Origin of the sequence: Allobosea sp. UC22_33 (assembly GCF_042700715.1) — a bacterium.
Classification (GTDB): Bacteria; Pseudomonadota; Alphaproteobacteria; order Rhizobiales; family Beijerinckiaceae; genus Allobosea.
Window position 1 is genome coordinate 5,345,024 of sequence record NZ_CP170556.1, and the last position, 13,806, is coordinate 5,358,829.

At 69.9% G+C, this 13,806-nt stretch carries 13 protein-coding genes; 2 read left to right on the forward strand and 11 right to left on the reverse strand.

Annotation, left to right across the window (positions count from 1 at the left end; genetic code table 11):
• Positions 1-9: 9 nt before the first annotated feature.
• Together ACFJGT_RS25860 and ACFJGT_RS25865 are read right to left on the reverse strand one after the other, a co-directional pair.
• Positions 10-930, reverse strand: a complete 921-nt coding sequence (locus ACFJGT_RS25860) for a ribokinase (protein ID WP_377844330.1) — start codon at positions 928-930, stop codon at positions 10-12.
• On the reverse strand, positions 927-1,823 hold the full coding sequence (locus tag ACFJGT_RS25865; RefSeq protein ID WP_377844332.1) for a 2-dehydro-3-deoxygalactonokinase: 897 nt from the start codon (positions 1,821-1,823) through the stop codon (positions 927-929). Before ACFJGT_RS25865 ends, ACFJGT_RS25860 begins: the two co-directional genes overlap by 4 nt.
• Positions 1,824-1,962: 139 nt before the next feature.
• Between ACFJGT_RS25865 and ACFJGT_RS25870 the strand changes: the two genes are divergently transcribed.
• Positions 1,963-2,832, forward strand: a complete 870-nt coding sequence (locus tag ACFJGT_RS25870) for a hypothetical protein (RefSeq protein WP_377844334.1) — start codon at positions 1,963-1,965, stop codon at positions 2,830-2,832.
• Between the two features lie 3 nt (positions 2,833-2,835).
• Here the strand turns inward: ACFJGT_RS25870 and ACFJGT_RS25875 are convergent, their stop codons facing one another.
• The 6 genes from ACFJGT_RS25875 to trpA all read right to left on the reverse strand — a co-directional run bounded on the left by ACFJGT_RS25875 (position 2,836) and on the right by trpA (position 8,149).
• Entirely contained in the window at positions 2,836-3,501 is a 666-nt protein-coding gene (locus tag ACFJGT_RS25875; RefSeq protein ID WP_377844336.1) for a L,D-transpeptidase, read from the reverse strand.
• Positions 3,502-3,633: 132 nt separating this feature from the next.
• The gene (locus tag ACFJGT_RS25880) at positions 3,634-4,476 is read right to left on the reverse strand and encodes an aldo/keto reductase (protein WP_377844338.1); all 843 of its coding nucleotides are present in this window, start codon (positions 4,474-4,476) and stop codon (positions 3,634-3,636) included.
• Positions 4,477-4,486: 10 nt separating this feature from the next.
• Positions 4,487-4,909, reverse strand: coding sequence for a hypothetical protein (locus ACFJGT_RS25885; protein ID WP_377844340.1), 423 nt, complete (start codon positions 4,907-4,909; stop codon positions 4,487-4,489).
• 35 nt (positions 4,910-4,944) lie between these two features.
• Entirely contained in the window at positions 4,945-6,267 is a 1,323-nt protein-coding gene (locus tag ACFJGT_RS25890; protein WP_377844342.1) for a bifunctional folylpolyglutamate synthase/dihydrofolate synthase, read from the reverse strand.
• 29 nt (positions 6,268-6,296) lie between these two features.
• Positions 6,297-7,196 (reverse strand): acetyl-CoA carboxylase, carboxyltransferase subunit beta, encoded by a 900-nt coding sequence (gene accD / locus ACFJGT_RS25895; protein ID WP_377844345.1) that lies wholly within the window; start codon positions 7,194-7,196, stop codon positions 6,297-6,299.
• Positions 7,197-7,303: 107 nt separating this feature from the next.
• The gene (gene trpA / locus ACFJGT_RS25900; protein WP_377844348.1) at positions 7,304-8,149 is read right to left on the reverse strand and encodes a tryptophan synthase subunit alpha; all 846 of its coding nucleotides are present in this window, start codon (positions 8,147-8,149) and stop codon (positions 7,304-7,306) included.
• Between the two features lie 78 nt (positions 8,150-8,227).
• Here trpA and hrpB point away from each other — a divergent pair, with 78 nt between their 5' ends.
• Positions 8,228-10,732, forward strand: a complete 2,505-nt coding sequence (hrpB, locus tag ACFJGT_RS25905) for an ATP-dependent helicase HrpB (protein WP_377844350.1) — start codon at positions 8,228-8,230, stop codon at positions 10,730-10,732.
• Between the two features lie 136 nt (positions 10,733-10,868).
• Here hrpB and ACFJGT_RS25910 read toward each other — a convergent pair whose 3' ends face one another.
• From ACFJGT_RS25910 to aroA, 3 genes are all read right to left on the reverse strand, one after another.
• Positions 10,869-11,675, reverse strand: a complete 807-nt coding sequence (locus ACFJGT_RS25910) for a DUF1194 domain-containing protein (protein ID WP_377844352.1) — start codon at positions 11,673-11,675, stop codon at positions 10,869-10,871.
• Positions 11,676-11,790: 115 nt separating this feature from the next.
• Positions 11,791-12,444 (reverse strand): (d)CMP kinase, encoded by a 654-nt coding sequence (gene cmk, locus ACFJGT_RS25915; RefSeq protein ID WP_377844354.1) that lies wholly within the window; start codon positions 12,442-12,444, stop codon positions 11,791-11,793.
• Entirely contained in the window at positions 12,441-13,784 is a 1,344-nt protein-coding gene (gene aroA / locus ACFJGT_RS25920) for a 3-phosphoshikimate 1-carboxyvinyltransferase (protein ID WP_377844356.1), read from the reverse strand. The genes cmk and aroA overlap by 4 nt, the downstream gene beginning before the upstream one ends.
• Between the last annotated feature and the right edge of the window lie 22 nt (positions 13,785-13,806).

Sequence of the window (13,806 nt, forward strand, 5' to 3'; positions counted from 1 at the left end):
AATCCGGGCTTACCGGCCGGATTCGTCGGCAAGCCTGGCGGCCAGTGCCGCGATCTCGGCTGCATGGGGGATGCTTGGCTGGGCTCCCCGTCGCGTGCAGGCGAGCGAGCCGGCGGCCAGTCCGTCGCGCAGCGCGTCCGGCACGCCCTTGCCGGCCGCGAGTGCGGCGGCGAAGGCGCCGGTGAAGCTGTCTCCTGCCGCGACGGTGTCGATGACTGCGACCTCCGGTGCAGCGAGCCGGTGCCGGGTGCCGCCGATCCAGGCGACGACCCCGGCAGCCCCCAGCGTCGCGATCGTGGCGATGCGCCGCTCGCCGTCGAGCCGGCGCGCGATCGCATCCGGATCCCGCTCCGGCCAGCCGAGAGCCTGCGCCAGAACCACCGCCTCGTGCTCGTTGACGATCAGCATGTCGAGCTGGTCGAGCAGGGCGGCTGAAGGCGCCTCGGCCGGGGCGAGGTTGAGGATCACGCGCCCGCCAGCCCGCTTCATCGCAAGGGCAGCCTCCAGGCAGGCCTCCTCGGGAACCTCGCGCTGCAGCAGCAGGATATCCTCCGCCGCGAGCTCGAGCTGCCGCAAGGCATCCGGCCGCACAACGGCATTGGCGCCGGCCGCGACGATGATCTGGTTGGCGCCCTCCCGGTCCGTCGCGATGAAGGCGGCGCCCGTCGGCTCGTCGACCTGTGCGACATGATCGAGATCGACGCCCTCGGCGGTGAGCAGCGCCAGCGCGGCATCGCTGAACCTGTCCCGCCCGGTCGCGCCGACGAGCACGACATCTGCGCCGGCGCGCCGCGCGGCGAGCGCCTGGTTCGCCCCCTTGCCGCCGGGATGCAGGGCATAGCCCGGGCCGAGTACGGTCTCGCCCGGCCCCGGCAGGCGCTCGACCGGCGTGACGAGATCGATATTGATCGAGCCGAAGACGACGATCATGCCGGGAGATCGGCCGCGAGCCGCCGGACGCCCGCGACGAAGGCGGCTTCGGGCGAGATCAACTGAATGGCATGGCCCCGTGCCTGCAGGCCGGCGCCATAGCTCTCGGCCAGGGCGCCGTCCGCAACGAGATGGATAGTCTGGCCCTTGCCGAACAGGGCCTCCGCCCCCGCGATCTCCTGCCCGACCAGCAGCGCCGAGAGATAGGGCCCGACTGCGCCGCCCGGCATCCGGCCGGCGAGAACCTCGGTGCGGGCGGCGAAAGCGGTGTTGAGCAGGCCGCCGGGTCGGCCGGCCGCAGCGCGGCCACGCGTGGCGCCATCCACGGCGTCCGCGTCCGAAGGGGCTTCGGCGAGCCGGGCGAGAATCGAATCGTTGCGCAGGAGACCGTAGATCTCGCCCGTCATGAAGCTGGCGAAGCGGGTGATGCGGCCCTGCCGGATCTCGGCCCATTTCGAATGGGTGCCGGGCAGGCAGGCGATGCCGTCGCTCAGGCCGAGGCCGACGATCAGGGTCTCCTCGCCGCGCATCACGTCGAAGGCGCCGTCGTCGCAGCTCAGGCCGGGCAGGATCGTCGCCGTCGTCGCGGCATCGATCGCGGCCTTGATCGCGTTGGCCGCGATCTCGGCCGGCGAGGCCGGGCAGGGGACATAGCGCGCCTCGATCCAGCCATTGCGGCTGCCGACCATGCCGGCGAGCACGATCGCGGCATCGGGCGCCGTCTCGCGGAAGTCGCCGGCGAGCTCTGCGAAGGCCTCCGGATAGCCGCCGGCCGGAACCGACTGGATGCCGCGATCGGCGATGCGCCGCTCCAGCACCTCCCCCGTACCCGAGATCAGGAAGGCACGCGCGCGGGTCGTTCCCCAGTCGAGCGCGATCAGAGGTTTGGGCATGGCAGGCTCCGGCAATGGCGCGCGACTGTCTCCATCGTGCCCAGCCCGGTCAAGAGCCGTCGCTTGGAAGCCTTGTGCAAGGTCCGACTTCCCGGCAACGCTGCAGGTCTTGATGGCGCGGACGAATCGGACAAGCCGGATGCTCGAACTGAAAGCGGGCGGCCTCGACGCCGTCATCCATCCCGAGGCGGGTGGCATCGTCTCTTCCCTTAGCTGGCATGGCCAAGACGTGCTCTATCCGCCGGCCGGACGGCAGCCTGGCACGGTCTCACCGAATTTCTTCGGCACCTGGGCACTGCTGCCCTTCGCCAACCGCGCCTTCGATTGCGTCGTCGACGACGGCGAGCAGCGCTTCCTCGTTCCGCAGAACGACCCCGGCGGCGCCATCCACGGTTTCGGCTGGCAGGCGGCCTGGGATGTCCTGCGGTATGACCGCAGCCATACCGTGCTCGAACATCGCCGGACGGAGGGGGCAGACCCCTATCGCTACCGGGCGGTGCAGGACGTCATCCTCGACGAGGCCGGTATGACCATCCGGATGGCGATCACCAACGAGGCGGAAGCGGCACTACCGTTCGGCATGGGACACCATCCCTGGTTTCCCTGCGCCGCCGACACGCGCCTTGTTATGCGCAGCACCGGCGCGCTGGTCTTCGGCGAGGCTTTCCGCGCGACGGGCCAGCAGGCTTTCGCCGATCGCGGGCCCTATGCCGAGGCCCACCCCTTCCGGGCGGAGACGGTGACCGCCTGGAGCTTCCTCGGCTGGGACGGCACCGCCCGGATCGAGACGCCCTCGACCGGCCTCGCCATCACGCTGACCGCGAGCGACAACCTGAACTGCCCGGTGGTCTGGGCACCGGCGGGCGCGGATTTCCTTTGCGTCGAGCCGCAGAGCCACGCCATCGGCGCGCCGAGTGAGCCGCCGGCACGAGCCGCCGCACCGCTCCAGCGCCTGGCGCCGGGCGAGACGCTGGAAGGCTGGCTCAGGATCGTGCCTGAGGCGATCTAGCTTTCAGCGCCAGCCGTAGCCGCTCGGATAATAGGGCTGGTAGCCATAGGCACCGGCCGGGAGGGCGGGGCGCAGCAGGATCTGGCCGCGCGCCGCTTCCCAATCGCCGCCGCGCCGCTGCTGGGCGATGCTCGTCGCCTGATGGCGCTGCTTGGCCTTGGCGATCGTCTGCTTGGACGGGCTCGCCTTAGCGAGTTTGGCCTTCGATGGCGAGGCGGCCTTGGCGAAGCGCGAGAGATTGTCGGGCGCCGCGCCGTTGAGCGCGATCTTGGTCTGGCTGGAGCCGTGCTTCTTCACCAGCGCAAAGAGCTTGGCGGCATTGGCCGGGTGCAGGCGGATGCAGCCATGCGAGGCCGGGCGGCCGAGCGCGCCCACGGCCGTGGTGCCATGGATCGCATAGCCGCCGCGGAAGAACACGGCATGGGGCATCGCGCCGCCATATTTGCGGGAGTACCAGTTCTTCTCGAGCCGGGTCGGGCGGTAGACGCCATTGGGCGAACGGAAGCCCTTACGGCCGGAGGAAATCTTCCAGTCGTAGACCTCGCCGTCGGTGGTGGTCACCGACATGCGCTGGGCGACGATATCGACCCGGACATCGACGCCGGCATGGGCGGCGCCGGCGAAGGCTGACAGGAAAAGGGCGGCCAGAATGCCGAGAACGCGACGCATCACACTCACTCCGAAAGACGCTACTGCTGAATGAGGCGTTGTCGAGCTCTGGTGGCCGCCGCCCTTGACTCTAGGAAAGCGCCGACGGCCCCGGCTTGTAAAGCCGGAAGGCGCAACGTGGTTTCCAGCCGGTCAGATCATCGGCAGGGAAGCAGGCTTGCGACCGCGCGGGAAGGCTGCGTCGATCCGGGCGATCTCGGCTTCGGACAGCGCGAGGTTCAAAGCGCCGGCATTGTCCTCGACATGCGCGACACGGCCGGCCTTCGGGATCGCGAACACGCTGTCGCGCCGGGTCAGGAAGGCGAGCGCGACCTGCCGGGGCGTCGCGCCTTGGCTTGCCGCGATCTCGGCCAGAACCTTGCCCTGCGCGCTGCCAGGGGGCGGGAAATCGTCATGGCCGAAGGGGCTGTAGGCGACGACGGCGACGCCGTTCTGCTCGCACCACGGGATCACCGCATGCTCGATCGCGCGCTCGCGCAGATGGTAGAGCACCTGGTTGCAGGTGATCCTGCCCTTACCGGCGGCGGCGAGCGCCTCGTCGAGATCGTCCTCGTCGAAATTGCTGACGCCCCAGGACAGGATCTTGCCCTCCTGCTTCAGCGCCTCGAAGGCGGCGAAGGTCTCAGGCAGCGGGTGTGGGCCGCGCCAGTGCAGCAGATAGCAATCGAGCCGGTCGGTCCTGAGCTGCTTCAGCGAGCGCTCGCAGGCGGCGCGCACGCCCTGCCGCGAGGCGTTATGGGGCAGCACCTTCGAGACCAGGAAAACCCCGTCGCGCCGGCCTTCGATGGCCTCGCCGATCAGCGCCTCGGCGCGGCCGTCGCCATACATCTCGGCCGTGTCGATATGGGTCAGCCCGAGATCGAGCCCGCGCCGGAATGCGGCGATCGCCTCGCGCCGGTCGCCCTGCTCGCTATACCAGCTGCCCTGGCCGATCGATGGGGCGAGCAAGCCTGAGGTTCCGAAGCTGCGCTGCATCAGGCCCTCCTCAATCGACCGCGATTTCGAAACGCTCGTAGCGGATTTCGCCGTCATCGTAGCGGATGCGCACGAGGAAGCTGTCGGCCCCGCGATAGCCGGGCTTCGAGGTGTATTCGAAGGCAAGAGATGGTCCGACCTTGCCGTTGCAATGCTGGAACGGGCCCGGCCCGTATTCGGCCGCGGCCTTGCGGGTCGCCAGCCGGACCTTGCCGTGCCGCGGTGGCTCGGTCAGCACGCCCTTGGGGCGCGGGATCGGCCGGCAGCGCTCGTCCATCGTCATGAAGGTCTTCTGCAGGAAGGTGCGCTTGCCGGATGCGACCCGCTCCGTACTGTCGGCCTGTCCGGGCGCGCTGCCCTCGGTCGTGACGCAGCCGCCGAGCAGGCTGCAAAGCAGCGTGGCGCCGAGGATCGTCAGTCCGGGAACGGGCATGGCTTTCCCCAAGGCAGGTCGAAATGCGGAAAGGCTTAGGTCGGCGGCGTGCCGTTGTCGGAGAGCACTTCGCCCGCGAGATAGAGGGAGCCACAGATCAGGATGCGCGGCGGCATGGGCCAGTCGCGCGCCGCGATCGTCCGCAGCGCCTGCTCCACCGAGCTGGAGACCTCGGCGGCAAGGCCTGCGCTGCGGGCGGCCTCCGCGACCTCCTCGGCCGGGCGCGCGGCCAGCGAATTATGGATCGGAACGGCGTAGAGTCCCTGCGCCAGCCCCTTGAAATGCCCGAGCGTCGCGGCGGCATCCTTGGTGGAGAGCAGGCCAGCGATCATCACCAGCGGCGCGGGGTTGCGATCGGCGAGATCGGCCATGGCCTGGGCGAGCACGCGCCCGCCATCGGGATTGTGGCCGCCATCGAGCCAGAGCTCGGCGCGCTCCGGCACGATCTCGGCCAGCGCTCCGCGCGACAGGCGCTGCAACCGCGCCGGCCAGTCGGCGTTGCGCATCCCGTCTTCGAAGGCTTGCGCCGGCAGGGCGCCGTAGCCAGCCGCCCGCAGTGCGGCGATCGCGGTGCCGGCATTGATATGCTGATGCCGGCCCGAAAGACGCGGCAGCGGCAGGTCGAGCAAGCCGTCCTGATCCTCGTAGACCAGCCGCCCGCCGGCCTCATGGACGTTAAAATCCTGCGCGCCGATCAGGATCTTCGAGGCTCCCGCGCGCTCGGCCGCGGCTTCCAGAACCGCGGTCGGCTCCGGCTCCTGCGGCGCGATCACGGCTGGCGCGCCGCGCTTGAAGATGCCGGCCTTCTCGCCGGCAATCTTGGTGACGGTGTCGCCGAGATATTCGGAATGGTCGAGCGAGACCGGCGTCACCACCGTGCAGGCCGGGTGCGCGATGACATTGGTCGCGTCGAAACGCCCGCCGAGCCCGACCTCCAGCAGCAGCACATCGGCCGGATGCTCGGAGAAGAGCAGCAGCCCCGCCGCCGTCGTCATCTCGAAGAAAGTGATGGGATCGCCGGCATTGATCGCCTCGCAGCGCTCCAGCGCCTCGACCAGCTTGTCCTCGGCGACGAAGCGCCCGCCGCCGGGCGCGCCCAGCCGGATGCGCTCATGGAAGCGCACCAGATGCGGCGAGATATAGACATGGACGGAGAGGCCGGCCGCCTCGAGGATCGCCCGCATGAAGGCGATGGTCGAGCCCTTGCCGTTGGTGCCGGCGACATGGATCACCGGCGGCAGCTTCTTCTGGGGGTCGCCGAGCTTTTCGAGCAGGGTGAGGATGCGGCCGAGCGAGAGGTCGATCAGCTTGGGATGCAGCGCCATGAAGCGCGCAAGCAATGCGTCGGAAGACCCCATGGCGTAACGGCCCCCAGCCGCAGAATTCCTCAGACGGCCTCGGCCACCGGACGAGCGGGCGGCGCAGCCTCTTCCTTCACGGCCGGCTGCTTGGTCAGCAGGCGGCCGAGCCGGGCGAGCGTCTCCGGCAGGTCGCGGCGATGCACGACCATATCGACCATGCCGTGATCCTTGAGATATTCGGAGCGCTGGAAGCCGTCCGGCAGCTTCTCGCGGATCGTCTGCTCGATCACGCGCGGGCCGGCGAAGCCGATCAGCGCGCCGGGCTCGGCGATATGGACATCGCCCAGCATCGCATAGGAAGCCGTGACGCCGCCGGTGGTCGGATTGGTCAGCACGACGAAATAGGGCAGGCCGGCCGCCCGCAGGCGCCGGACCGCGACCGTCGTGCGCGGCAGCTGCATCAGCGAGAGGATGCCTTCCTGCATGCGCGCGCCGCCCGACGCCGCGAAGACGACATAGGGCGTCTTCTTGTCGAGCGCGGTCTCGGCGCCCTTCACGAAGGCTTCGCCCGCGGCCATGCCGAGCGAGCCGCCCATGAAGTGGAAATCCTGCACGGCCAGCGTCATCGGCAGGCCCTTGACCCGGCCATAGCCGATCTTGAAGGCGTCCTGCATGCCGGTCTTGGCGCGGGCGTCCTTCAGCCGGTCGACATAGCGCTTCTCGTCGCGGAACTTCAGCGGGTCGATCGCGACCTCAGGCAGGGCGACATCGAGCCACTTGCCGTCGTCGAAGGTCAGCCGCAGCCGCTCCGGCGCGGTGACGCGCATGTGGTGCTCGGAGCCGGGGATGACGTAGCCATTGGCCTCGACATCCTTATGAAACACCATCTGCCCGGAATCGGGGCACTTGATCCAGAGGTTCTCGGGGCTCTCGCGCTTGAACAGCGTCTTGATGCGCGGCCGGACGACTTCGGAAATCCAGTTCATCGGATGAATCCCTGATGGGCTTGTCGGCGACTACGCGCCGTCACGCCGAAAATGGGGTCGCGCCTGCCGGCGGGCAAGCGGCGCGACCATGGAACGAAACCTTGGGCTCAGGCCGCCTTGGCGACGGAGCGGATGCCCTGGGCGAGCTCGCTGACCAGCGAGGTGACAGCCGAAACCGTCTTTTCCGTGGCCTTGCCCTGGTCATCGAGCGAGAGGCGGACGCGCTCGACCAGGGCCGAGCCGACGACGACGCCGTCCGCCCGCTTGGCGATGGTGGCCGCATCCTCGGCGGTCTTGACGCCGAAGCCGACCGCGACCGGCAGGTCGGTATGGCGCTTGATCCGGGCGACCGCGTCGCCGACCGCGCCGTAATCGGCGATGGCGCCGCCGGTCACGCCGGTGACCGAGACGTAATAGACGAAGCCGGAGGTGTTCTGCAGCACCTTGGGCAGGCGCTTGTCGTCGGTCGTCGGCGTCGCCAGGCGGATGAAGGAGACGCCGGCCTTCAGCGCCGGCAGGCAGAGCTCCTCGTCCTCTTCCGGCGGCAGGTCGACGACGATGAGGCCGTCGATGCCGACGCGGCGGGCGTCCGTGAGGAAGGCGTCGACGCCATAGGCGTAGATCGGATTGTAATAGCCCATCAGCACGATCGGCGTGTCATGGCCGGCCTTGCGGAAGCTCTCGACCATGGCAAGCGTCTTGCGCAACGTCTGGCCGGCCTTGAGCGCGCGCTGGCCGGCGAGCTGGACCGGCACGCCGTCCGCCATCGGATCGGTGAAGGGCACGCCGAGCTCGATCACGTCGGCGCCGGCTCCGGGCAGGGCCGCGAGGATCGCGCTGGAGGTCTCGAAATCGGGATCGCCGGCGGTGACGAAGGTCACGAGCGCCGCCCGGCCCTCGCGGGCGCAGGCCTGGAAGCGGTTCTGGATGCGGGTCTGGCCGGTCTCAGTCATGCCGCAGCGGTTAGCATGGGACGGGCCGGCTGGCGAGTGGCTTGCGTGCGGCACGCGCCTGCGCCACATCGGCCGGGCATGCGCCCCTTCGACACCGCCCTTCCGATCGACGCCGTTCTCGGCGATCTCGCCTCCTCATTGAGGGCGCGGCCAAACGCCGTGCTGGTCGCTCCGCCCGGCGCCGGCAAGACCACGCGCGTGCCGCTCGCCCTCCTCGACGAGCCCTGGACCAAAGGCGGCAAGCTGATCGTGCTCGAACCGAGGCGCCTGGCAGCTCGGGGCGCGGCGAACCGGATGGCGCAGACGCTGGGCGAGCGCGTCGGCGAAACCGTCGGCTTGCGCGTGCGCCTCGGCTCGAAGATCGGCCCGAAGACGCGCATCGAGGTCGTGACCGAGGGCGTCTTTGCCCGGATGATCCTCGACGATCCCGCATTGGACGGCGTCGCCGCCGTGCTTTTCGACGAATTCCACGAGCGCTCGCTCGATGCCGATTTCGGCCTCGCCCTGGCGCTCGATGCGCAAGGCGGCCTGCGCGAGGACCTGCGCATCCTCGTGATGTCGGCTACTTTGGATGGCGCCCGCGTCGCGAAATTGCTGGGCGATGACCCGGTGATCGAAAGCGAGGGCCGCGCCTATCCGATCGAGACGCGCTATCGCAGCCGCGACCCGCTGAAGCGCATCGAGGATCAGGTCACCGAGACGATCCTGCTGGCGCTGAACGAGCAGCCGGGCTCGCAGCTCGTCTTCCTGCCCGGACAGGGCGAGATCCGCCGCGTCGAGGAGCGTCTTCGCGAGAGATTGCGCGATCCTGCCGTCGAGATCGCCCCGCTCTATGGTGCGCTCGACCAGCGCGAGCAGGATCGCGCCGTGCTGCCGGCGCCTGTGGGCAGGCGCAAGATCGTGCTTGCAACCGCCATCGCCGAGACCTCGCTGACCATCGAGGGCGTCCGTGTCGTCATCGATTCCGGCCTCGCCCGCGTGCCGGTCTACGAGCCCGATATCGGCGTGACCCGATTGGAGACCCGCCGCGCCAGCCGCGCCGCCGCCGACCAGCGCCGGGGCCGCGCCGGCCGCACCGAGCCGGGCGTATGCTATCGGCTCTGGGAGGAGGCCGCGACCGGCGCGCTCGAAGCCTTCGCGCGGCCGGAAATCCTCTCCGCGGACCTGAGCCCGCTCCTGCTTGATTGCGCTGCCTGGGGCGTGGGCGATCCCACCACGCTGGCCTTCCTCGATCCGCCGCCCGCGCCGGCCCTCAAGGAAGCGCGTGGCCTTCTGGAAGCAGTCGGCGCGCTCGATGCCGATGGCCGCATCACGTCGGAAGGGCGCGCCCTGCAGGCGCTGCCGCTGCCGCCGCGCCTCGCCCGCATGATCGTGGCTTCCGCGCGCTTCGGGCAGGCGGATGCCGCCGCCGATCTGGCTGCCGTGCTGGTCGAGCGAGGTCTCGGCGGCGATGCCATCGATCTCGCCGAGCGCCTGGAACGCTTCAACCGCGAGCGCGGCGGCCGGGCCGGCGACATGCGCCGCCTCGCCGAAGGCTGGGCACGAACCGCCGAGCGCAGCATCGGCAAGGATCGGGTTGATACCGGCGAAGCCCTCTCGCCCGGCTTCCTGCTCGCCTTCGCCTATCCCGACCGCGTCGCCAAGGCGCGCGCGCCGGGTTCGGGCCAGTATCTCCTCGCCAATGGTCGCGGCGGGGCATTGGAGCCGTCCCAGCGCCTGGCGCGCGAGCCCTATATCGTCGTGGCCGAGATGACCGGCTCGGCCCAGCAGGCCCGCATCATGGCTGCCGCCGCCATCAGCGAAACCGAGATCGCGGCGCTGGTTTCCCATGGCCTTGCCCCCTTTGCGATCGCCGAGCGCGAGGAAGCGAGCTTCGACCGCGCCGCCCGCGCCCTGCGCGTCCGGGCCGTGCGTCGCTACGGGGCGCTCGCGCTCTCGGAAAGGCCGCTCTCCGTCGCGGATACATCCGAAAACGCCGAAGCGCTGGCGAAGGGCATCGCGCCGCTCGGCATTGGATTGCTGCCCTGGACCAAGGGGCAGAACCAGTTGCGCGAGCGCGCCGCCTTCCTGCGCAAGGCCGAGCCGGAAACCGGCTGGCCCGATCTCTCGGACGATGGGTTGGGGCAGGACCCGGAGCTCTGGCTGGCGCCGCATCTCCTCGGCCGCGCCTCGCTCGCTGCGATCCAGCCTTCCGATCTCGATTCGGCGTTGGCCGGGCTGCTGCCCTGGGAGATGAAGCGCCGGCTCGATCAGGAGGCGCCGACCCATTTCATCGCACCGACCGGTTCCTCGTTCGCGGTCGACTACGCGGCCGAGGCCGGCCCGACCATTTCGGTGCGCGTGCAGGAGCTTTACGGCCTCGCGACGCATCCCGCCTTGGCCGGCGGGCGCGTACCGCTCGTGCTGGAACTGCTGTCGCCTGCGCATCGCCCGATCCAGGTCACGCGCGACCTGCCGGGCTTCTGGCGCGGCTCATGGGCTGCGGTGAAATCGGAGATGAAGGGCCGCTACCCCCGTCATCTCTGGCCGGACGATCCCGCCGCTGCGCTGCCCACGACGCGGGCGAAGCCACGCGGGACGTGAGACTTGGCGTCATTCTCGGGTGGAGCGAAGCGCAGACCCGAGCATCCCAGGCCGGAAGAGGCTCCGGAGCGCCCTGGTCATGAGATGCCCGGGTCAAGCCCGGGCTGACGGCTGGGTTCCGACGCGGCTGCCGCCCTCAATTCCCCATCCGGTCGCGCCATTGCCGCTCGCCGGCGAGGCAGGTCGCGATATTGCCGGATTGCGCCTTGTGGAAAGTCGCATCGGCCGGCGCCTCGGCGATCTCGCGCAGCAGCTTCGATTTCGTCGCCTCGACGAACTGGCTCTTCTCGCGGATCGGGATGACGAAGGCGCCGATGCCGGTGATGACGCAGTCGGTGTAGTAGGTGTCGAGATTGTCGATGTCGAAATAGCCGGCCTGCTTCAGCATCACCGGCAGGCCGTTGATGGCGATGCCCTTGGCGCCGGCCTCGTCGCGGGCGGCGGTCACCGGACGCCCGTCATTATTGGCGCCGTCGCCGGAGATGTCGATCACGCGCCGCATCGCGCTGACATTCGACTGCTCCAGCAGTTGCACGCCGAGATCGATCGCGCCCGAGATCGAGGTGCGCCGTCCGCGCCGCGTCGGCGCCTCGCCCAGCTCCTCGGCGAAGGCCATCGCCGCGGCCGGGCCGTCGATCACCTTCCAGGGCCGGACGATGTACTGGAAACTGCCGCCGGCCCATTCGAAATAGGTCACGGCGATCTTGCCGATCGCGCCCTTGTTGATGGCGTCGTGAAGCTGCTTGGAGCGGAAGGCCTCGATATAGCCGTTGCGCTGCAGGGCGAGTTCGTCGAGATCCATCGAATAGGAGACGTCGACGGCCAGCACGAGCGCGACATCGACCTCTTCGGGCGGTGTCACTGCCGTCTGGGCTCGTGGCAGGGCGGGCTGCCACAGCGCCGCCGCTGCCAGACATGAGAGACCGTACAGCCAGCGCCGCATCGCCACCTCCGTCGCCTATTCGCGATACGGAGTGTGCGCTTGGGGGAGACGCGCGCCAAGCCGGAAAATCCGGCTGACACCGCCTGTTTCGATAGCAAATTCGCGAGCGGCGGGCTCAGGCGGCGCGGCGGCCCTCGACGATGCCGATCGCCGCAGTGGCCGCCTCCTCGACGGTCAGCGCCGAAGTGTCGAGCACGACCGCATCATCAGCCGCCTTGAGCGGCGCGTCGCTGCGGCCGGAATCGCGGGCATCGCGCCGGCGGATATCGGCGAGGATGCCGTCGAAGGTCACAGTCTCGCCGCGCCCGACCAGCTCCTTGTGCCGGCGCGCGGCACGCACCTCCGGCGTCGCGGTGACGAAGAGCTTGGCCGGCGCCTCCGGGCAGATCACCGTGCCGATATCGCGCCCGTCGAGCACGGCCCCGCCCGGTTGCGCCGCGAAGCGCCGCTGCCGGGTCAGCAGGCCGGCACGCACTGCCGGCATGGCTGCGACCACGGAAGCGGCTTCGCCGATCTCGCGGCCGCGCAAACGCTCTTCCGGGAAGGCGGTCTCGTCGAAGCTGCCGACGATCGCCTCGGCTGCGATGGCGTCGTGGATGTCGTGGCCGGCATCGAGCATGGCGCGCGCCACCATGCGGTAGAGCAGGCCGGTATCGAGATAGGGCAGGCCGTAATGCGCGGCGAGCCGGCGCGCCAGCGTGCCCTTGCCGGACGCTGCCGGGCCGTCCACGGCGATGACGAGGCGGCCGGGCCGCGCCGTCGCGCTCATCCGATCTGGCCTCCGAGCCCGTTCATCAGGGGGATGAAGCTCGGGAAGCTCGTCGCGATCATGGCACCGTCATCGACCACGACCGGCTGTTGCGTCGCCAGTCCCAGGATGAGGAAGCTCATCGCGATGCGGTGGTCGAGATGGGTCGCGATCGGCCCGCCGCCGCGCACCGGTCCACCGCCCGAGCCCTCGACGATGAGGTCGTCGCCCTCGATCCGGCAGGTCACGCCGGCCGCTTTCAGCCCGGCCTCGACAGCGGCGAGGCGGTCGGATTCCTTGACGCGCAGTTCCTGCAGGCCGCGCATCCGCGTCGTGCCCGTCGCGAAGGAGGCGGCCACCGCCAGCACCGGGTATTCGTCGATCATCGCCGGCGCCCGCTCCGGCGGCACCGTCACGCCCGTGAGGCTGGAGGCGCGAACGCGCAGGTCGCAGACCGTCTCGCCGCCCTCGTTGGCCTCGCGCTCGACGGTGATGTCGGCGCCCATCTCGCGCAGCGTGGTGAGCAGGCCGGAGCGCAGCGGATTGGTCATCACGCTCTCGATGAGGATGTCCGAGCCCGGCACGATCAGCCCCGCGACCAGCGGGAAGGCGGCGGAGGACGGATCCGCCGGCACGACGATCGGCGCGGCCTTCAATTCCGGCTGGCCCTTCAGCACGATGCGCCGGCCATGTTCGCCCTCGGGCGTCACCGTGATCTCGGCGCCGAAATGCGCGAGCATCTTCTCGGTATGGTCGCGGGTCGCTTCCGCCTCGATCACCGTGGTCTCGCCGGGCGCGGCGAGCGCGGCCAAAAGCACGGCCGACTTGATCTGCGCCGAGGCGACCGGCGGGCGGTAGGTGATCGGGATCGCTTCCTTCGGGCCGCGCAGCGTCAATGGGACGCGCCCGCCTTCCTGCTGCGAGACGACGACGGTGCCCATCTGCTCGAGCGGGTCGAGGATGCGCCGCATCGGCCGCTTGCGCAGCGAGGCGTCGCCATCGAAAGTCGTGGTGATCGGGTGCGAGCCGCAGACGCCCATCATCAGGCGCGAGCCAGTGCCGGCATTGCCGAAATCGAGCACGTCGGCCGGTTCGCGCAAGCCGCCGACGCCGACGCCCTGCACCCGCCAGGCGCCCGGCCCGTCATGATGGACGATGGCGCCAAGCGCACGCGCCGCCGCGGCGGTGCGCATCACGTCCTCGCCTTCGAGCAGTCCGGTGACCTTGGTCTCGCCGATCGCCAGGAGGCCGAAGATCATCGCCCGGTGCGAGATCGACTTGTCGCCGGGGACGCGGACGCGGCCCTTGAGCGGGCCCCCAGTGCGGGCGGTGACGGGAACGGGGTCATGGTCGTGGGACACGGGGCGCGGTCTCTGCAAGCGG